This is a genomic window from Citrifermentans bremense (assembly GCF_014218275.1).
Lineage (GTDB): Bacteria > Desulfobacterota > Desulfuromonadia > Geobacterales > Geobacteraceae > Geomonas > Geomonas pelophila.
On sequence record NZ_AP023213.1, the window covers coordinates 1,258,701 to 1,277,474 of the forward strand.

The following is an 18,774-nucleotide window of genomic DNA, read 5'->3' on the forward strand; positions in this document are numbered from 1 at the left end:
CCGACAATTATAAGGAGCACGCATTGAACGACGACCTCATCCTCTTGGGACACGGCAGCGGCGGGAAGCTTTCCCACCAGCTTCTGGACGAGCTGATCATCCCTAACCTTTCCGGGGTCCCGGCTGCGGGACAAAACGACGCGGCCCTGCTCAATATCGGCGGCGTCAAACTCGCCTTCACCACCGACTCGTACGTGGTCGACCCCATCTTCTTTCCGGGCGGAAACATCGGCGATCTCGCGGTGAACGGTACGGTGAACGACCTCGCCATGATGGGGGCGCGCCCGCTTTGCCTGAGCGTCGGCTTCATCCTGGAGGAGGGGTTCCTTAAGAGCGAACTGGCCCGCATCGTCACCTCGATGAGGGAGGCCGCCGACGCTGCTGGGGTCGCCATCGTGACCGGCGACACCAAGGTGGTCCCCAGGGGAAAGGGGGACCGCATCTTCATCAACACCTCCGGCATCGGGGCCCTGGAGCACAACCTGGCCATCAACGGCGCCGCAGCGTGCGTGGGTGACAAGGTCATCGTCAACGGCTGCATCGGAGACCACGGCATCGCGGTCCTCTCCGCCCGCGAGGGGCTGGAGATCGACAGCGGCATCAAGAGCGATTCCGCACCGCTGAACGGCCTGGTCGCCGAACTCCTCCCGCTGGGGGAGGCGCTCCACGTGCTGCGAGACCCGACAAGGGGAGGGGTGGCGACGACGCTCAAGGAGATAGCGCTGCAATCCGGGGTGACCGTGAAGCTCAGCGAGGAAAGCCTGCCGATCAATCCGGGGGTGAGGGGGGTCTGTTCGATACTCGGGCTGGATCCGCTTTACGTCGCGAACGAGGGGAAACTGCTGGCCCTGGTCGCGCCGGAGCGGGCCGAGGAGGCGCTGGCCATCATGCGGCGCCACCCGCTGGGCAAGGATGCCGCTGTCATAGGCGAGGTGACCGAAGCATCGGCCGGCCGGGTGGTGATGGAGACTGCGGTGGGTGGGGTGAGGGGAGTGGAGATGCTCGCCGGAGAGCAGCTGCCCCGCATCTGCTGAGGTCGCGCCCGGCGGATCCGTGCCACTCCCCGTTCAGGTGACTGGCTCGGATCCAGGTCAATCCAGGAGGGTCTTCTCAAACTGCAGCCCCATCCCTTTATCGGTAACCCTGACCACTTTGGCCCTCAGGTCGCACAATACCTGCGGGGTGAGGGTGTGATAGATGGTGACCGCGACGTAATCGTTCAGCTCCAGCTTCTTTGCCACGGTAACGAAAACCCCCTTCATGCTGAGGTTCTCCACTTCCCCCTCGATGGTCAGATCATCTTGATGGATGTTGGCTTTTGCGTGTAAGGCCAATCTGGCGAAGTTTCTTTTTTCCTTGTACATCGCCCCTCCTTTTCCCTCATTAATTTTTTCTGACCTTGTATTTTTTACAAATGTTAGTCTAGTCTAATCTTTTTCGATTGCAACAAAGTTCGAGAAAACTTCTGTAAATAAAGGGAGGAGGGATCGCACCGTCCCAGTCGTTTACTTCGACCTTTGGATTTTCATGTGAAGAGGATCTAATGGGAGTGCTGGAGGAGGGACGGCGGGGCGCCTGGGACGGGGTGATATGTGTCCTATAGTAACTGGGGGGGCGGCCGGAAAAGGTGGAGAGGGCAGCGGCAGGGAGCCCGGCGCACCGGCTGCGGGGCCGGATCAGCCCGAGTCGTCGCCAGAGGTCACAGCGAAGCCGCTGCCTGCTGCTCTTTCCCCTTGTCCAAAATCTGGAAGGCACGTTTGACGCGGGAAACCACGCGGATGGTCATCATCGGTTTGGCTATGAAGTCGTGGAAGCCCGCCTTCAGCGCACGGTGCTCCTCCTCCGGCGAGGCTTTCGAGGTCAAAAGGATCATGGGAGTCCCGGCGCTGGCCGGGTTGGCCTTGATGGCGCGCATCAAGGCGTAGCCGTCCATCTTGGGGGCTCCTGCGTCGCAAAGGATCAGGTCCGGTCTCTGCGAAAAGGCGATCTTCAGCCCCTCAACCCCGTCGCGTGCCGTATATACCTGATACCCCTCGTTTTTCAGGGCACCCTCGACGTCGCAGCTCATGCCTGTGCTGTCGTCGATCAGGAGGATCTTCAAGGAGACGTTGTCAGCTGCCTCGTTCCGGAGGTAATGCTGCTTGACCGCGCCCAGGATTTCTTCACGGGCGGCCAGCACCTGCACGATCTTGTTGCAACTATGCCTTTCCAAAAGGCCAAGGGTTTCTTCGTCGATGGGGTCGCTCACGGCGATGGCCAGCACCCCCTCCTGCCGGTTCAGCGGGAAGACCAGCTTGTTGATGGCGATTTCGCCGGGTACCAGTTCGAGGAGCTCGCCGGGTACGTTTTGCGCGGTGATCCTCTTCACCATCTCCATCCCCGACTGCTGTGCCAGGGCTTCGAGCAGCTCTTCCGGGGTGATCACACCCATCTCCTCGAGAATCGCCCCCAGCCGTTTGCCGGATCCCTCTTGCCGGGCCAGGGCACGTTCCAGTGTCTTCACCGTGATGATGCCGGACTGCACCAGGATCTGTCCCAAGGGTATCTTCATGATAGAGTACGCCTTATAAGGGTTATTAGAGTTTGTTAACACTGAGAGATAATACATTCTTCCGTGCAAATTTCAAAACAAAAAAAGGGGTTCCGGCACCGGAACCCCCTTTTTTTTGCTCTGAATGCGAAGCCGCTACCGGACGTGCTCCTCGGGATAGGCGCCGATGCTGTGTATGGAGAGGTCTGCACCCCTGAACTCGTCCTCCTGCTCGAGCCTTATGCCGACGGTCTTGGAGAGGATGCCGTAGATCAGGAAGCCGTTGCAGAGAGCGAAGACGATGGCGGTGAGGCTCCCCAGGGCCTGGGAGACGAAGCTGACCCCGCCCATCCCTCCAAGAGCTTCCTGGCCGAAGATGCCGGCTGCTATGCCGCCCCAGGAGCCGATGACCCCGTGCAGCGGCCAGACGCCGAGCACGTCGTCGATCTTGAGCTTCTCCTGCTCGATGTGGAAGCCGTAGACGAAGATGACGGAGGCGATGGCGCCGGTGACGAAGGCGAAGATCGGGTGCATCAGGTCGGAGCCTGCACACACGGCGATGAGGCCGGCCAGCGCGCCGTTGTGCACGAAGCCGGGGTCGTTCCTGCCGGCGACGAGTGCCGCCAGCACCCCGCCCACCATGGCCATCAGCGAGTTGACGGCGACGATGCCGGAGATCTTCTCCAGGTGGCCGGCGCTCATCACGTTGAAGCCGAACCAGCCGACGGCGAGGATCCAGGAGCCCAGGGCCAGGAAAGGGATGTTGCTGACGGGGATCGGGTGCGACCTCCCCTTGAAGTAGCGCCCCATGCGCGGGCCGAGGATGAGAATCGCCGGGAGCGCGAGCCATCCCCCGATCGAGTGCACCACCACGGACCCTGCGTAGTCGTGGAACTCGGCGCCGCCGACCTGCTTGAAGAAGCCCTGGAGGCCGGCGCTGCTCTGCCCCCAGATGAGGGACTCGAAGACCGGGTAGGTGATCCCGGCGAAGATGGCGCCTGCGGTTACCTGCGGCCAGAACTTCGCGCGCTCGGCGATGCCGCCTGAGATGATGGCTGGAATGCAGGCCGCGAAGCAGAGCAGGAAAAAGTAATGGGTGATGTCGTACCCCTGGTTGTCTCCGAGGATCTGCTTCACCGGCTTCAGGAAGCTGATGCCGTAGGCGATGGGGAAGCCGATCAGGAAGTAGACCACTGTCGACACGGACCAGTCGGTGAGGATCTTGACGAAGGCGTTGACCTGGTTTTTTCGGCGCACCGTTCCCACTTCAAGGAAGGCGAAGCCGGCGTGCATGGCGAAAACCATGACCGCTCCGAGCATGAGGAAGAGTACATCGCTGCTGCTGGCCAGCCCCGTCGCCGCTGACATCCCGTTCATTTGGCTACCTCCGTTGGTAAGTGCCCCCCTTCGCTGGGGAAGCGCCCAAAGGTAGCAAGCACTTTGCCAAACCGGTATCTATCTAGAAACAGAGAGATCTTCCTTTCTCCCTGGCGCGGACGCCGCCGTACGCTGCCTAGTAATTGAGCGAAGCTGCCTAAGCGCTATGCAGGAATTAGTGGTTGACCTGCCGGAAGCGAGCAGGTAAATTTGTCGCCTATTCGGCCGGAGGTAGCCTTGTCCCGCAAAACCGCTCTCATCGCCTGCACCGATCTCGCAGGTTACAGCTACGGCGAGCACCACCCGTTCAAGGTGCAGCGCTACCGCCTGGCCCACGACCTCATGGAGGCTTACGGGCTTCTGGAGCTGCCGGGGATGGAGTTGGTGCGGCCTCGGCCTGTCAGCGAGTCTGAGCTTTTGACGGCGCACAGCCGCGAGTACCTGGACCGGCTCCGGGAGTTCAGCGCTTCCGCCGAGCCCAGAGCCGACTTCCGCTTCGGCTTGGGGGACCTGGAGAACCCGGTCTTTCCGGGGGTCTATGACTGGGCCTGCCTCGGGGTCTCCGGCACCATGGAGGCGGCGCGCCTGGTGACCGAGGAAGGGTACGCCGCCGCCTTCAACCCCTTCGGCGGCTATCACCACGCCCAGAGAAGCCGCGCCTCGGGGTTCTCCTATCTGAACGATGCCGTGGTGGCCATAAATCACCTGGTGCAGCAGGGGAAAAGGGTGGTCTACCTCGACCTCGACGCCCACCACGGCGACGGGGTGCAAAACGCCTTCTACCAGAGCGACCGGGTTTTGTGCATCTCGCTGCATGAAAGCGGCGTCTATTTCTTCCCCGGCACCGGCTTCGAGCGCGAGGCGGGGGAGGGGGAGGGGCTTGGGTACTCGGTGAACCTACCGCTTCTGGCCCACACTGACGACGCGCTCTTCATGAAAGCGTTCGACGAGGTGGCCTTCCCGCTGATAGCGGCCTTCGACCCCGACGTGCTCTTCACCCAGCTCGGCGCCGACACCTTCAGGACCGATCCGCTCACCAGGCTCGAGGTCACCACCCACGCCTATTCTTATATATTGCGCAAGCTGCGCGCCCTGCAGATCCCGTGGGTGGCGGTGGGGGGAGGGGGATACGACATGATGAACGTAGCCCGAGCCTGGACCATCGCCTGGGGGGTGATGAACGACCGGGTGCTCTCGCCCCGGCTTCCCGCGGCCTTCGTCAAACTGATCTCGGAACTTGGCTACCCGCACCGCATGCTCCTGGACGCCATGCACTGGGCCCAGGAGGACGACCGCAACCGGGCGCTGGACGCGGTGGAGAAGAGCATCGCCTACCTGCGTGAACAGATCTTCCCGGTTCTCATCGGCGACTATGGCACTAGACGGAGCAGCTGAACTCAAGCTTGAGAGCGGGGGGACCCAGCTTTTCTCCCTGTACGACATAAACCGGCTGGACCCTCCCGAGAAGGAGGAGATCTACCGGTCGCTTCTCCCCGCGCGCCTGAAGCAGATGCTCAGGGAATGGGGAGGATCGGTCGAGGTCATCGCCCCTAACGGGCTGCGCTTTGTGCGGCTTCAGGCCAGGCGGTCCCCCGGCGACCCCGATCCCGTCTTCTTCCTCGAGCTTTGCGACACCCATCACGGGCAGATGGAGCTCTGTTTCTGCGTCATCGCCGACCCGGCCGCCCCCCGCTTCGACGTCGATCTCGACCCGCAGGGGCGCAACAACGTCTTCGCCACCATGGGGAGGAACCTGGCCGAGGAAGAAAGGGCCATGGTGGCGGGGCTCTTCCCCAACCAGACCCGCAGCGGTCTGAGGATGTTCGGGGAGTTCCTGCCGCTTTTGGAGCTCTTCACGGCGAGGCTCGGCATGGACCTCATCATGGCCGAGCCGCTCACCTACGACAACGCGATCCGCTACGAGAAATACGGCTTCGACTATCTGGTGGGAAAAAGGCTGATGCAGGAGATCGACGAGGGGTTTCAGCCCGGCGGGGTGCTTTACCGGCGTCTGGACGGCTCCACCCCCTTCCGCAGGCCCGGGATGGAGAAGACCGTCATGGGGCGGAGCTGGGCCATTCACGACGGGATCATGGACGAGCCGTGGGACGGGGTAAGGATCTACAAGAGCATCGGCGTGCATGCCGGGGTGAACACCTTCCCGGGGCGCGAGTCACAGGTACTTTAGAAGGAGAACAGATATGGAAGAAACGACACCCATTCCCGGGATTGTCTATTACGAGCCTCCCTCCGGCAGCCAGGTAACCGGCCTGGACGGCAAGGTGGTCCTGCCGCTTGGACCCGAGCCCCTGCCGCTTCTGGAGGAGGACGTGCAAAAGCTCGCGGGGGAGCCGCCGGGCTATGACGAGGTGGGGCGGGGCATCTACCAGGCGCTCCGCTCCGATCCGGGGTGCCGCCATTGCGAGCGCTACGCCGAGATGCTCAAGGGTTACCCCCACTACCTCTCGGAGCTCGCCACCAATGTGCTCATGCTGGGGGAGAAGGACGTTGAGGTTCCCTACCTGGAGCGGCGGGTGAAGCTCCTGAGGGTTCTCGCCCTCATGGAGCCCGAAGACGCCAATTTCCCCCTGGAGATAGGGGCGACGCTCCTGGAACAGGGGCTGCGTTTCTCGGCCCTGCACCTCTCCACGGTGACGCTCTACAAGGCCGAGGCGTACCTGGAGAAGGCGCTGCGCCTTGCCCCCGATCTGCTCAAGGCGAAGTCGACCCTGGCGGAGGTTTATTTTCTCCTGGGGAAATACGACAAGGCAGCGGCGCTTTGGCGCGGACTCCTCCCGGATTTGGGGGGGGAGAGCGCTGCGGAACTGAACGCCCGGCTGGAGCGGATCGAGAAGGGGGAGCTTCCCAAGGTTCCCGCGGTCGACTACCTGGAGGCGATCGCCTGCGCCATGTCGCTCAGGGAAGAAGGGGCGTTCCAGGAGGCTGCGGCCATTCTCAACGACGTCATGGCGGACGCCTGGTTCACGCTGGAGTTCCCCATGGCGGAGATCCCTTATCTACTGGCCCTTTGCTGCAAGGACATGGGGGGCGCCGGGGATGCCCGGACCTACCTGCGCCAGGCGTTGAGGCTGAACCCCGAGTTTGCCGAGGCGAAGAGCCTCCTTGAGAAACTGCAGCAATAATAAATAGGGAGCGCGTTATGTTCGGATTTTCCCCGGCCGACTGGATCTTCATTGCCGGCGTAATGGTGGTAATCTTCTTCTTTGTCGCGCTAAGCGGCATGCGCAAGAGGTAAATCGGACCTTCGGAGGTGCATCATGTCAGTACCGGACCTGAAGCAGATACTCACCAAGTACCGCACCGTCGCCGTGGTCGGGCTCTCCCCCGATGCCGGCAAGCCGAGCCACGAGGTGGCCCACTACCTCAAGAAGGCCGGCTACCGGATCATCCCGGTGAACCCCGCCTGCCAGGAGGTCCTGGGGGAGCGCTGCTATCCGACACTCGCCGACATCCCGGGCGAGATCGAGATCGTCGACGTCTTCCGCCGCTCGGAATTCCTGCCGGAGATAGTGGAACAGGCGATAGCGAAGGGGGCCAAGGTGGTCTGGATGCAGGAGGGGATCGTCAACGAGGCCGCTGCCCGGACCGCGATGGACGCAGGGCTAGAGGTGGTGATGAACCGCTGCATGTTGAAGGAGCATGTCAAGGTGGTGCATCGTTGATTGCTGCATCTCGGACGGGGTCTTCAGAGCGGCAGCAGAAGCGGGGGGGCGCCGATGTCCGGTGAGCGCCCCCGCTTAGCACTTTTGCCCCTGGCCGTAGTGGCGGGGTTCTCGATGCTGATGGCCTTCTCCAACTACGGCGCTCCCTTCCCGTTCCTGGGGGTCATCTACGAGGGGGGGGCGGCAAAGGCGCTCGCTTTCGCGGACTCGCTCATCTCTTTGTACCTGCTGATCGGGGTGCTGAAACGGCAGCAGCTCACCGTCTGGCTCCTGATGGCCTACAACCTCTTCGACATCTGCAACGCCTGGATCAACCTCGCCATCATCCCCTTCGACGAATACGCAAGGCTCGCCGTTGTTGCTGTCTCCGAGGACGACCTCCGCTTCAACACCCTTTTCGTCACTGTCATTCTCGTCCTTTTGAACCTTTACCTCTTCCGTATCAGGCGCCAGTTCGACAACCGCTCTCTCTATCTCTTTTAACCCCGCTGCAAGCGCCTTTTCATCGTTACCAAATCGTAACCTACCATAAACATTCCTGTTGCCAGTAAGCGCCCATCTCTGTTAGTATGTGGCGCGTTTCACCCAGCCCTCGGGAACTTAAGGCTCCTGTCAAGGCGAGGGATGCCTTCCGCCGGCAAGGCCATGGCGCGCTCAAAGGAGAAGGATGTTCGAGAAGATAAAACACGGGCTTTCCGCCTCCTTTTTTTACCAAGATAGCCACCGCCCGGTAAACCTGGCGGATACCAGGGGAGTCGGCATCCGGATCGAGCAGTTGAACAAGTTCTTCGGCCCGAACCACGTGCTGAAGGACATCAACCTGGAGATCTACGCCGGCGAGACCTTCTGCATCATCGGCCCCTCGGGGACCGGCAAGAGCGTGCTGCTCAAACACATAGTCAAGCTGGAGACCCCCGATTCCGGCGAGATCTTCATAGACGAGATGCCCATCTTCGCGCAGAGCCAGGGCGCCGTGGCGCGCGACTACCGCTACAGCATGGTGTTCCAGTCCTCGGCGCTCTTCAACTCTTTGACCGTGGGGGAGAACGTAGGGCTGTGGCTAAGGGAGAAGAGGGTCTGCAAGGAAGCGCAGGTCCGGGAGATCATCAAGCAGAAGCTGGAGATGGTAGGGCTGATCGGCAAGGAGGAGCTCAGGACCTCCGAGCTTTCCGGCGGGATGAAAAAGCGCGTGGCCATCGCCCGGTCCCTGGCGATGAACCCGGACCTGATCCTCTACGACGAGCCGACCGCGGAGCTGGACCCGGTGACCACGGACGAACTGGCGAACACCATCATCAAGCTCAAGGAAAGCACCAGGAACACGACGGTGATCGTCACCCATGACCTGAACTTCGCGCTATACATCTCCGACCGCATCGCGATGATGCATGGCGGCACCATCGTCGAGGTCGGGACGCCACGCGAGATCAAACGGAGCGAGAACCCGATCGTGCGCGGCTTCATCTACACCACCACAAAGGGGATAAGGGGGGAATAGCATGGCACCGGCACGCCTCCAGCGCCGCATCAAGTTGTTTGTCCTCATGGCGCTCGTTCCCCTTATCTCAGTCTCCTGCGCCGAACTAAAACAGAGCAAACCGCTCTTGCCCACCCGCGACTACGAAAAGATGATCGTGGGTCGGCTCGACGCCGAGTACGTGGGGACCAGCAATTGCGTCTCCAAGTGCCACGCCCACGACAAGATCAACGAGGACTTCAGTCACAGCATCCACGGCGAGCAGATAAAGCCCGAGACCGGGCTCCCGCTGGTGAACTGCGAGTCGTGCCATGGTCCGGGAAGCCTCGCCATAGCGCACCTGCCGGACGACCCTGAAGAGAACACCAAGCTCAAGAAAAAGTGTGACACCTCGAAGTTCCTCGACATCAGGAATCTCCCCCCGCAGGCCCAGTCCCTGATCTGCCTTAAATGCCACTCCGCCGCGTCCATCCCCGCCCTGGCACACTGGCGCTCCAGCGTCCATGCCCTGAACGACGTGAGCTGCTTCGACTGCCACAAGCTGCATCAGGGACCCCAGCAGAAGGTGAACCACGACCAGATGTCGGAGATGTGCTTTGGCTGCCACCCGCAAATCCAGGCCGAAAACACGCTCTTTTCGCACCATCCGCTGCGGGAGAAGAAGATGTTCTGCGTCGACTGCCATGAAGTGCACGGCTCGACTCAGGAGCGCCTGCTCAAGGGGAACTCCCTCAAGGAGACCTGCACCAGGTGCCATATGGAGAAGCAGGGGCCCTTTGCCTTCGAGCACGGTGACGTCACCGAGACCTGCACCAATTGCCACACCCCCCACGGCTCGGTGAACAACAACCTGTTGCGCGCGAGCATGCCGTTTCTCTGCCTGCAGTGCCACACCGGCCATCTTGCATCGGACCTGGGCGCCAACGGGGCACCCGCGCCCGGATTGAAGAACCTTTTCAACAACCGTTGCACCGACTGCCATTCCCAGGTGCACGGCACCGATACCCCCTCCCAGGCGCTGACTGGCAGGGGCACGCTGCGCCAGTAACGCCAAAGGAGCCGGAAGGTGAACAAGCCGCTTGATCTTGTATCAACCGTAATCTCGCCTCTTATCTTGCTGCTGTTGGCGGCCGGTAGCGTCTGCGCGGCGGAAGCGGACATCGTCGAGGTGCCGGCGGCAGACGCCGAGCTGTTGCAGGCGCCCGCGGAGCCGGAACCGGAGCTCCTCATAGACCCGGGCCAGCTTCCGGAGTACGACCGGCATGTCGACGTGCTGGAAAAAAAGGGAGGCTCGCTGGGGTACAGCTTTCTCTTCAAAAACGGAAACGCCGGGCGCGCCCTGGAATACGGCTTTCTAGACTCAAGCCGCGCCGGCGGCGTCTTTTACCGGCACATGGAAAAGGACAGCAACCTCGAGCTGGAAGGGTTCTACTTAAACGAGAACGACTACCACGGCGACCTGCTCCTCGACTACCGCGGCGATTACCGCCTGCATCTGAGGACCGAGTCCCTTTACCACAACCTGGACAGAGAACTCCTTTTCACCCAGCCCTTTGACTTTTTCAGCAACAGCCCCCCCGCCAACCCGGGCGATCCTCCGGTCATCGCGAACTACGCGCCCAGCCAGCTTGACGCCGGCGCCGACTACGGCGTCAGCGTGGTGCAGGACCGGGCCGATTTCCGCTACCGTCTGCACAACTTCCCCCTGCACCTGAACCTTGGGTACTGGCGTTACCAGAAGGAAGGGACCGTGCAGCAGATCTTCGCGGACACATCGTTCGAGGGGATGGTGAACCGGGTCTTTGCCGAGGCGAGGCCGGTGAGCCAGCAGGTCCAGGAAGGGCGCCTGGGTTTCGACGCGCATCTGGGCCCGGTGGACCTGATCTACGACTTCAAGTTCCGCTCTTTCGAGGACAGGCTCTCCACCCCGGTGGCGCTGTACCAGGCGCGCGACGACCTGGCCGGGAACCCCGTCACCCTCGCCGGGATGCAACAGCACAACGATAACCCCGACAGCCGTTTCTACTCTCACACGGTAAAGCTGCACAGCTCGATGTCCGGGGGGCTCGTCGCCGGCGCCTCCTATGCCGTGGAGCAGCGCGAAAACCTCTCCCGTTTGACCGACACCACCGGGGTGCAGCACGCCAGGACCTACCTGCAAAACGCCGCCGGCGACTTCGTCTACACCCCCAATCGCGAGTACACCTTCTCGGTCAAGTACCGGCGCCAGGAAGTGGACCACGGCAACCGCGGCGCGGTCCTGAGCAGCAACCTGCTCATTCCCGCAACCCCGTCCCGCCCGCCCGTCGACACGGTCAAGGACATCGTCATCGCCACGGTCTCCTACAGGCCGCGACTGGACCTGTCGCTTGTGGGCGAGTACCGCGGCGATTTCCTGCAGAGAAAGCACGTCTCCCTGTTCCCGAGCGACAGCACCTGGGCCCTGCCTGAGAACTCCAACACCAATACGGCTTCGCTGGCGGCGCACTACCGCCCGATCAAGGGACTGCGCACCAGCGCCCACCTGACCTACGCAGCGACGGACCATCCCTCCTACGGTGCGTCATTCGGCGAGAGGCGCGAGGGGAAGCTTCTGGCGAACTACACGCGCAGCAACGTGTGGGGATTGACCGCGCATGCCATGTTCAGGCATGACAAGAACGACGAGGTCCCGCACTACCTGATTCTGCTGGACCGGGCGAACCCCGACCCGGTGAGCTACGTCTCTTCGCCGCTGACCTACAGGGACAAGCGCAGTGGGAACTCGAACCTGGGTGCATGGTTCGTTCCCCTGCACCGGCTGACCCTGGGGGTGAACTACTCTTACCAGCGCAACAAGATCGACCAGCCAGTGCTCTTCACCGGTGTCTTCGTCCCCAGCCAGGCCGGGGCGGAGTATCTGAGCCGGGCCCATGTCTATTCCTTGAACGCCTCATACGCTGCGACCGAGAAGCTCGACCTCTCGCTTTCGCTGCAGCAAAGCGAATCGACCTCGACCTTCACCCCCGAATCCGCCGTCTTTACGGTCGGCATTCCCGGGAGCACCACCGGGATCGGGGAGTTGAGCCAATTCCGGGCCGTGCAGCGCACCGTTTCGGCGCGGGGAGAATATCGCTTCAGCCAGGTGCTGTCGACCTCGCTTGAGTACACCTTCAGGGATTACGACGACAAGAATCCGGAAAACAGCATCTTCGACGGCTCGGCTCATGCAATAGTAGCCGTGGTCGCGGCAAAGTGGTAGCCAAGGAGCAGGTACCCTGAAACTTATCCGCTTCATACTCCTGCTGATTATGATATGCGCCCTGGTCCCGGCGTCGGACTCCCGCGCGGCCGGAAAACTGGTCGCGGCGCTTCTGACCTGTGACCTGCCGCGCTACCGCGAGGCCCACAAGGCTTTCGTGAAGGCGCTCGTCCTCAAGGGGTACGACCAGAGCAACGTCGAGGTGATCACCCAGACCCCCAACCCCGACCTCATCTCCTGGTCCAACAGCGTGCGCAAGTTCAGTGCCATCGGGGCCGACGTCATCGTCGCCTACGGGACTTCCGCCGCACTTGCCGCCCTTCGGGAATCCCACGATATCCCGGTAGTGTATGCCGACGTCTACGGGCCGGTCGAGACCGGGGTGGCCAAAAGCATGGCTTCGAGCGGCCGCAACGCCGCCGGGATAAGTTCCAAGGTCCCCCTGGTCACCCTGATCAAGACCGCCATGGGGCTCAAGCCGATCCGGTCCCTGGGCGTCGTGTGCGCCAGCAGGGAGGAGGGGGCCCAGGTGCAGTTGAAGGAGGCACGCAGGATAGCCGCGCAAGCCGGGATCACCTTGGTCGAGGCGAACCTGTCCTCCGCAGCCGGCTTCGATGCCGCGCTCGCGTCCCTTTTCGCCTCCCGCGTCGACTGCATCTACGTCACCGAGTGCACCTCCGGCGGCCGCAATTTCGAGAAGATAGTGCACCGGGCCAGCGATCTGAAGATCCCGGTGATCTCCCAGATGCCCGGGGCGGCCCACAGGGGGGCGACCATCTCGCTGGAGGCGGACCCGGTCGAGCAGGGTCAGGTGGCGGCCGATTACGTGGCGCGCATCCTGGGCGGGAAGAAGCCGTCCCAGCTCCCGGTGGTGACCCCCAAGCGCGTCGACCTGATCGTCAACATGAAGGCGGCCAAGTCGATTGACCTGAACGTTCCCTTCCCGGTCCTCACGGCAGCGACCAGGGTTCTTAAATAGATAGGTTGAGGTATTGATGGGAAAGATTCTTATTGTGGATGACGATGCCCCGTTTATCGGGGCGTTGACTGACAAGATCCGGGCTCTCTATCCGCTTTTGGAGGTGGTCGGATGTACTGATCCCTTGGAGGCGCTAACAGCGCTCAAGGAGCAGGAGATAGACCTGCTGCTGGTCGACCTGGAAATGCCGATGCTGGACGGGACCAAGATCCTCAACTTCGCGCTCTCTCTGGGGATGGACAAGAACAGGATCGTGATCCTGTCGGGGCGGGATTCGGACTACCTGCACGAGCAGTTCCCTATGGGGACCTGCCTTGCCGTATTGAATAAGTACGAGGCGAAGCAAAAGGCGGTGCTGGACATGATCTTCAGCTCCATGCATCGCAAAGCAGGGGCTAGGGGCTAGAGGCAAGGGGCTAGGGGCTAGGGACTAGGGACTAGCAGTTGAACAATATCTATAAGGGATGAGGCGCCGCGGGACGGGTTTGGCTTTTTGATTTTGCCAGCCCCCAGCCCCTAGCCCCCAGTCCCTGTTTCTTCTGGGGTTAAAGAATGGCAAAACATATGAGGCTGACTTGCTACGGGCGGACACAAAGCAGGCCTGAGTGGGAAAGCCCCCTGACCGGGGTGACCTTCGATCTGTTTTTCGCGGAACTGGCGCAGGAACTGGAGCGCTTCGGCATCACGCTGCAGCAGGGGGTTGCCTGCGGCGAGGTGATAGAGGTGAAGAGCTACGGCGACCTGTTGAATTCGGTCCGTATCGCCTCCCCCTCCGACGGGATCAGCAACGTCTGCGTGGGACACGTCATCGGACAAAGCCCCCACCTCGACCCGCTCGAGGACATAAGGCGCGCCGTGAACCGGATCGCGTTTGCCCCTGAAACGGTCGCCCCCGACAGCGAGAACCGCAAGGTCTGCCATAACTGCGGCTGCGGCTGCTAGAGCGGGTAGATCTCGGCGCTGGCCGTGGCACCGTGGACGGTGACGATGGCGAAGCTTCCGGGTAAGCCTTCCTTCAGCGGACCGGGATTCACCAGCAGCATGCCGTCTGCCGCTTCGACCGCGGGAAGGTGCGTGTGTCCGTAGAGGACCACCGACGCCTTCGCCGCGACCCCCTTGCCGATGAGCTCTTTCAACCCGCTTTTCACCCGCTCCCTGTTGCCGTGCGTCGCCAGGATGCGGCACTCCCCCAGCTCCAGGGTGAGCTCCGCCGGCAGGCACCGGTCGAAGTCGCAGTTTCCAGCCACCTTGTGCACCGTCACTCCCAGCACCTCTTCCAGCATGCGTGCATCCTCGGAGCCGTCACCCAAATGGACTATCCCGTCGACATCGCCGGCCATCTGATGCGCCCTGAAAGCATGTGCGTAATTGCCGTGGCTGTCGGAGATAACAAGTAATCTCATAGTTCCTCTTATCGTTGCTGCGGTTTCGCGCCGGCTGATTTTATTTTTGCGCGCTACCGTTCATGGTGTAGAGTTGTTGGCGCCGGCAGCCTGGCTTTGTCATGCGCCCATTACAGATATAGGATAACGTCCAAGCGCATGACAAGGAAAAAACTCTCTCTTTCGGTTTACACAAAGCACTGGCTGATTTGCCGCTGACTGCGGTCAGGTTTGGGAGGAAGAAATGAAGAAAGGATGCATGCTCTATGGATCATTGTTCATAGTCGGCGTGTTGCTGCTCTTTCTGGCCTGCGTCGCCATCGTCAAGGCGGTGTTGAACGACGGGGAGAGCTTGAGAGGCGACGGCGTCGGCCTAGTCGAGCTGAAGGGGATGATCGTCGACGGCCAGGAGACGGTGCGGCAGCTGCGTGAGCTGAAAAAGGACGATCGGGTGAAGGCGGTCGTCTTGCGGATAGATTCGCCGGGAGGCGTCGTCGGCCCGTCGCAGGAGATCTACGCGGCGGTGAAGGGGCTCGCGAAGGTGAAGAAGGTGGTGGTCTCCATGGGGAGCGTCGCAGCTTCGGGGGGATACTACGCGGCGGCGCCGGCCACCCTCATCTACTCCAACCCCGGCACCATCACCGGGAGCATCGGCGTCTTGATGAAGTTCTCAAACATCGAGGGGCTGATGGACAAGGTAGGGTTGAAGGCCTTCACCATCAAGACCGGCAAGTTCAAGGACGTGGGCTCCCCGGTCCGTCCCATGAGCGACGAAGAGAGAAGCATGCTGCAGGGGGTGATCGACAGCACGCACCAGCAGTTCATCAAGGCGGTCGCCGAGGGGAGGAGGCTGCCTGTCGAAAAGGTGCGCGCCATCGCCGACGGCAGGATCTTCTCCGGGGAGCAGGCGCTGGCTGAAAAACTGGTGGATAAGATCGGCACCCTGCAGGATGCGGTCGAGGAGGCGGGAAGGCTTGGCGGGATCAAGGGGGAGCCGGAGCTGATACGTCCTCCCAAGAAAAAGACCAGGATCTTCAGCGTTCTGACTGAGCGGGCCGAGCAGCGTCTGGAACAGTTTTCCGGCTCAGACAGTGGCGTCTCTCTCGACTACCGGTTGGGCTGGTAAAGGGCGTCTACATGCACTGGGGAAGGCTTGTTGTTCCTCAGATTTGCCTTGACAAAAAAGTCGCCATCTATATACTGGGAAACTTTGAAAAAGGGGGAGACCGTCTTGAAGATAGAGATCGAGAAGGTTAAGAAGAAGCAGGTCGATCTCTCCGAAGTGGAGCCCGCCTCACACTTTCCAGCTCTAATGGAGATGGAAAAAGCGGGCGAGTGCAGCTTCACCACGCCGGTGGCAGCCCAGGTCTCGGCGATCTGGGAATACGACCATGTGAGGGCGACGGGCAAGGTGGAAACTGCGGTGAAGCTTACCTGCTCGCGCTGCCTTGCCGAGTACGAGTCCCCCATCTCCTCTGAGTTCACCATCTTCTATACGGAAGCCAAGGGTGATGAACTCGACGAGGAGGTTGAACTCTCCGACGAGGAACTGATCTCCGCCAGCTACACCGGAGACGAGATCGACCTGGCGCCCGAGATCGCGGAACAGGTGATGCTGGAAGTACCCTACAAGCCTTTGTGCAAAGAGTCGTGCCTGGGGCTTTGCCCGCAGTGCGGCGCTGACCTGAACGCCGGAGAATGCGGCTGCGATCGCGGCGGGATTAACTTGAAGATGGCCGCTCTGAAGAAGATCAAGATAGAAAAGTAAAAAGGAGAATTACCATGGCTGTACCTAAGAAGAAGACCTCCAAGTCGCGCAAGAACATGAGGCGTGCACACGACTTCCTGACCGCTCCCACTGTCTCGACCTGCCCCCAGTGCAAAGCCCCCAAGCTCCCGCATTGCGTCTGCCCTTCCTGCGGCACCTACAAGGGACGCCAGGTGCTGAAAGCCGAAGAACTCTAGTCTTCCCGGTTTCACACTGTCGTGACTGTACGGAATACGTTCCCCAGGGGAAATATGAGAGTTGCTGTCGATGTAATGGGGGGCGACAACGCCCCTCATGTTGAAGTGGAAGGTGCAGTAGCTGCGGCCAGGGAGTTCGGCGTGCCGGTCACCCTGGTCGGAGACGTCGAAAAGGTCCAAGCCGAACTCGCCCGCCACAACTGCAAAGGGCTCGACATCGAGGTCTGGCATGCCTCGGAAGTGGTCGGCATGCACGACTCCGCTTCCGACGCGGTGCGCAAGAAGAAGGATTCCTCCATCCGCGTCGCCTTCGAGCTCGTGAAGGGTGGCGAGGCCGTCGCCGTGGTAAGCGCGGGCAACTCGGGCGCCACCATGGCGGCCGGCATGTTCGTGCTGAAAAGGATGAAAGGGATCGACCGCGCCGCGATCGCCCAGCTTTTTCCCACCGTCTCCGGCAAGACCCTCGTACTCGACGTCGGCGGCAACGTCGACTGCAAGCCGATACATCTGGTGCAGTTCGCCGTGATGGGCGAGGTGTACGCCAGGTTCGTCATGGGTGTCGACAACCCCAAGGTTGGCCTGCTCTCCAACGGCGAGGAGGCGAGCAAGGGCAACGAGCTCACCCGCGAAACCAGTGCGCTTTTGCGCGAAAAGCCGATCAACTACATCGGCTACGTCGAGGGGCGCGACATCTTCAACGGCTCGGTCGATGTGGTCGTCTGCGACGGCTTCGTCGGCAACGTGGCGCTGAAACTCTCAGAAGGGCTCGCTGAGGCCGTGGGCAAGATGCTCAAGGCCGAGATCAAAAGCAGCTTCCTGTCACAGATCGGCTACCTCCTAAGCCGCAAGGCCTTCAATAACTTCAAGAAAACCGTAGACTACGCTGAGTACGGCGGCGCGCCGCTCCTCGGGATCAACGGCGTCGGCATGATCTGCCACGGCGGTTCCAATCCCAAGGCGATTAAAAACGCGATCCGCTTTGCTCATGAATATGCGCTCAAGGGGGTGAACGGCCGCATGGCCGAGAAGCTCAACGAGAGTTTCCCCGGCGACGCACGCGAGCGTGAGGGTGCCCAGGCGCCCGACGCAGGAACAGAAAGGGTTGCTTCATGATTCGTCCGAAGATCACCGGTACCGGCTCTGCCGTGCCGCAGAAAGTACTGACCAATTTCGACCTTGAAAAGATGGTGGACACCAGCGACGAATGGATCGTCGCCCGGACCGGGATCCGGGAGCGGCGCATAGCCTCGGAAGGGGAGTACACCTCGACCTTCGCGGCTCTCGCGGCGCAAAGGGCGCTGGAGGCTGCAGGCGTTGCCCCTGAGGAACTCGACCTGATCGTGGTCGGCACCCTGACCCCCGATTTCCCCTTCCCCGCTACCGCCTGCATCGTCCAGCAGATCATCAAAGCCCCCAACGCATTCTGCTTCGACCTATCAGCCGCCTGCTCCGGTTTCATCTACGCCCTCGCTACCGCCGAGAAGTACATCCTCTCCGGCAAGGTCAAGAAGGCACTGGTGATCGGCGCCGAGGTCCTTTCCCGTATCGTGGACTGGACCGACCGCAACACCTGCCTGCTCTTCGGCGACGGTTCCGGCGCCGTGGTCCTTGAGGCGGTGGAAGGTGAGAGCGGCGTTCTCTCCACCCACATGCACAGCGACGGCAACTACTGGGAGATCCTGTACCAGAAGGGTGCGGGGAGCCGCAACCCGGCGACGCAGAAGAACCTGGACGACCGACTGGTCTACCTGAGTATGCAGGGGAACGAGGTGTTCAAGCTCGCGGTGCGCGCCATGGGCGAGGTTGCTCAGGAGGCGCTTTCGGCCAACGGGCTCACCCCCGACGACGTCTCCCTGTTCATCCCGCACCAGGCCAACCAGAGGATCATCGACTCCATCGGCAAGAGGCTCGGCATAACCGGCGAGCGCGTCTTCGTCAATCTGGACCACTACGGCAACACCTCGGCGGCCTCGATCCCGATCGCTTTGGACGAGGCGGTGCGTGCCGGCAGGCTGAAGGAAGGGGATATCCTGCTTCTGGACGCCTTCGGCGGCGGACTCACCTGGGGCGCCGCGCTGGTGCGCTGGTAGGCCGCAGGCCGTGTCCACCGAAGCTTCAGCGAAGGTGGATTGGTTAACTA

At 61.6% G+C, this 18,774-nt stretch carries 22 protein-coding genes; 18 read left to right on the forward strand and 4 right to left on the reverse strand.

All coding sequences use genetic code 11. The features are described from left to right. Nucleotides 1-23: 23 nt before the first annotated feature. Nucleotides 24-1,034 carry a hydrogenase expression/formation protein HypE gene (gene hypE, locus GEOBRER4_RS05455; RefSeq protein ID WP_185244556.1) on the forward strand — a complete coding sequence of 337 codons (1,011 nt, stop codon included), beginning with the start codon at nucleotides 24-26 and terminating at the stop codon, nucleotides 1,032-1,034. A 57-nt stretch (nucleotides 1,035-1,091) separates the two neighbouring features. Here hypE and GEOBRER4_RS05460 read toward each other — a convergent pair whose 3' ends face one another. The 3 genes from GEOBRER4_RS05460 to GEOBRER4_RS05470 all read right to left on the reverse strand — a co-directional run bounded on the left by GEOBRER4_RS05460 (nucleotide 1,092) and on the right by GEOBRER4_RS05470 (nucleotide 3,907). Continuing rightward, nucleotides 1,092-1,364, reverse strand: coding sequence for a PilZ domain-containing protein (locus GEOBRER4_RS05460; protein ID WP_085813470.1), 273 nt, complete (start codon nucleotides 1,362-1,364; stop codon nucleotides 1,092-1,094). A gap of 335 nt (nucleotides 1,365-1,699) precedes the next feature. After that, nucleotides 1,700-2,551, reverse strand: coding sequence for a response regulator (locus GEOBRER4_RS05465; protein WP_185244557.1), 852 nt, complete (start codon nucleotides 2,549-2,551; stop codon nucleotides 1,700-1,702). A 135-nt stretch (nucleotides 2,552-2,686) separates the two neighbouring features. Beyond that, nucleotides 2,687-3,907, reverse strand: coding sequence for an ammonium transporter (locus tag GEOBRER4_RS05470; RefSeq protein WP_185244558.1), 1,221 nt, complete (start codon nucleotides 3,905-3,907; stop codon nucleotides 2,687-2,689). Between the two features lie 237 nt (nucleotides 3,908-4,144). Between GEOBRER4_RS05470 and GEOBRER4_RS05475 the strand changes: the two genes are divergently transcribed. The 12 genes from GEOBRER4_RS05475 to GEOBRER4_RS05530 all read left to right on the forward strand — a co-directional run bounded on the left by GEOBRER4_RS05475 (nucleotide 4,145) and on the right by GEOBRER4_RS05530 (nucleotide 14,229). Continuing rightward, nucleotides 4,145-5,302 carry an acetoin utilization protein AcuC gene (locus tag GEOBRER4_RS05475; protein ID WP_185244559.1) on the forward strand — a complete coding sequence of 386 codons (1,158 nt, stop codon included), beginning with the start codon at nucleotides 4,145-4,147 and terminating at the stop codon, nucleotides 5,300-5,302. Further along, nucleotides 5,280-6,095 carry a hypothetical protein gene (locus tag GEOBRER4_RS05480; protein ID WP_185244560.1) on the forward strand — a complete coding sequence of 272 codons (816 nt, stop codon included), beginning with the start codon at nucleotides 5,280-5,282 and terminating at the stop codon, nucleotides 6,093-6,095. The genes GEOBRER4_RS05475 and GEOBRER4_RS05480 overlap by 23 nt, the downstream gene beginning before the upstream one ends. Nucleotides 6,096-6,108: 13 nt before the next feature. Continuing rightward, on the forward strand, nucleotides 6,109-7,050 hold the full coding sequence (locus GEOBRER4_RS05485) for a tetratricopeptide repeat protein (protein ID WP_185244561.1): 942 nt from the start codon (nucleotides 6,109-6,111) through the stop codon (nucleotides 7,048-7,050). Between the two features lie 17 nt (nucleotides 7,051-7,067). Further along, nucleotides 7,068-7,163 (forward strand): twin-arginine translocase TatA/TatE family subunit, encoded by a 96-nt coding sequence (locus GEOBRER4_RS05490; RefSeq protein ID WP_143424266.1) that lies wholly within the window; start codon nucleotides 7,068-7,070, stop codon nucleotides 7,161-7,163. Between the two features lie 22 nt (nucleotides 7,164-7,185). Further along, nucleotides 7,186-7,590: a CoA-binding protein gene (locus tag GEOBRER4_RS05495; protein WP_185244562.1), complete on the forward strand. Its 405-nt coding sequence runs from the start codon at nucleotides 7,186-7,188 to the stop codon at nucleotides 7,588-7,590. A gap of 54 nt (nucleotides 7,591-7,644) precedes the next feature. Further along, nucleotides 7,645-8,073, forward strand: a complete 429-nt coding sequence (locus GEOBRER4_RS05500) for a hypothetical protein (protein WP_185244563.1) — start codon at nucleotides 7,645-7,647, stop codon at nucleotides 8,071-8,073. A 184-nt stretch (nucleotides 8,074-8,257) separates the two neighbouring features. Further along, entirely contained in the window at nucleotides 8,258-9,088 is an 831-nt protein-coding gene (locus tag GEOBRER4_RS05505) for an ABC transporter ATP-binding protein (RefSeq protein ID WP_185244564.1), read from the forward strand. Between the two features lies 1 nt (nucleotide 9,089). After that, nucleotides 9,090-10,115 (forward strand): DmsE family decaheme c-type cytochrome, encoded by a 1,026-nt coding sequence (locus GEOBRER4_RS05510; protein WP_185244565.1) that lies wholly within the window; start codon nucleotides 9,090-9,092, stop codon nucleotides 10,113-10,115. Between the two features lie 18 nt (nucleotides 10,116-10,133). Continuing rightward, nucleotides 10,134-12,308 (forward strand): porin family protein, encoded by a 2,175-nt coding sequence (locus GEOBRER4_RS05515; RefSeq protein ID WP_185244566.1) that lies wholly within the window; start codon nucleotides 10,134-10,136, stop codon nucleotides 12,306-12,308. 49 nt (nucleotides 12,309-12,357) lie between these two features. After that, a complete protein-coding gene (locus GEOBRER4_RS05520; RefSeq protein WP_185244567.1) occupies nucleotides 12,358-13,287 on the forward strand; it encodes an ABC transporter substrate-binding protein in 930 nt (309 codons plus the stop codon). A 16-nt stretch (nucleotides 13,288-13,303) separates the two neighbouring features. Then, entirely contained in the window at nucleotides 13,304-13,693 is a 390-nt protein-coding gene (locus tag GEOBRER4_RS05525; RefSeq protein WP_185244568.1) for a response regulator, read from the forward strand. A 146-nt stretch (nucleotides 13,694-13,839) separates the two neighbouring features. Next, nucleotides 13,840-14,229 carry a hypothetical protein gene (locus tag GEOBRER4_RS05530; protein ID WP_085813458.1) on the forward strand — a complete coding sequence of 130 codons (390 nt, stop codon included), beginning with the start codon at nucleotides 13,840-13,842 and terminating at the stop codon, nucleotides 14,227-14,229. On the opposite strand, the gene GEOBRER4_RS05535 is transcribed toward GEOBRER4_RS05530, so the two are convergent. After that, nucleotides 14,226-14,690 carry a metallophosphoesterase family protein gene (locus GEOBRER4_RS05535; protein WP_085813457.1) on the reverse strand — a complete coding sequence of 155 codons (465 nt, stop codon included), beginning with the start codon at nucleotides 14,688-14,690 and terminating at the stop codon, nucleotides 14,226-14,228. The two genes, GEOBRER4_RS05530 and GEOBRER4_RS05535, sit on opposite strands and share 4 nt — an antisense overlap. 223 nt (nucleotides 14,691-14,913) lie before the next feature. Here GEOBRER4_RS05535 and sppA point away from each other — a divergent pair, with 223 nt between their 5' ends. The 5 genes from sppA to GEOBRER4_RS05560 all read left to right on the forward strand — a co-directional run bounded on the left by sppA (nucleotide 14,914) and on the right by GEOBRER4_RS05560 (nucleotide 18,724). Further along, entirely contained in the window at nucleotides 14,914-15,795 is an 882-nt protein-coding gene (sppA, locus tag GEOBRER4_RS05540; protein WP_185244569.1) for a signal peptide peptidase SppA, read from the forward strand. 105 nt (nucleotides 15,796-15,900) lie between these two features. Further along, the gene (locus GEOBRER4_RS05545) at nucleotides 15,901-16,437 is read left to right on the forward strand and encodes a YceD family protein (RefSeq protein WP_185244570.1); all 537 of its coding nucleotides are present in this window, start codon (nucleotides 15,901-15,903) and stop codon (nucleotides 16,435-16,437) included. Between the two features lie 14 nt (nucleotides 16,438-16,451). Beyond that, nucleotides 16,452-16,634: a 50S ribosomal protein L32 gene (gene rpmF, locus GEOBRER4_RS05550; RefSeq protein WP_015721360.1), complete on the forward strand. Its 183-nt coding sequence runs from the start codon at nucleotides 16,452-16,454 to the stop codon at nucleotides 16,632-16,634. Nucleotides 16,635-16,688: 54 nt separating this feature from the next. Then, complete coding sequence (gene plsX, locus GEOBRER4_RS05555) at nucleotides 16,689-17,747, forward strand: phosphate acyltransferase PlsX (RefSeq protein ID WP_185244571.1); 1,059 nt, start codon at nucleotides 16,689-16,691, stop codon at nucleotides 17,745-17,747. Beyond that, complete coding sequence (locus GEOBRER4_RS05560; protein ID WP_185244572.1) at nucleotides 17,744-18,724, forward strand: beta-ketoacyl-ACP synthase III; 981 nt, start codon at nucleotides 17,744-17,746, stop codon at nucleotides 18,722-18,724. Before plsX ends, GEOBRER4_RS05560 begins: the two co-directional genes overlap by 4 nt. Nucleotides 18,725-18,774 lie beyond the last annotated feature (50 nt).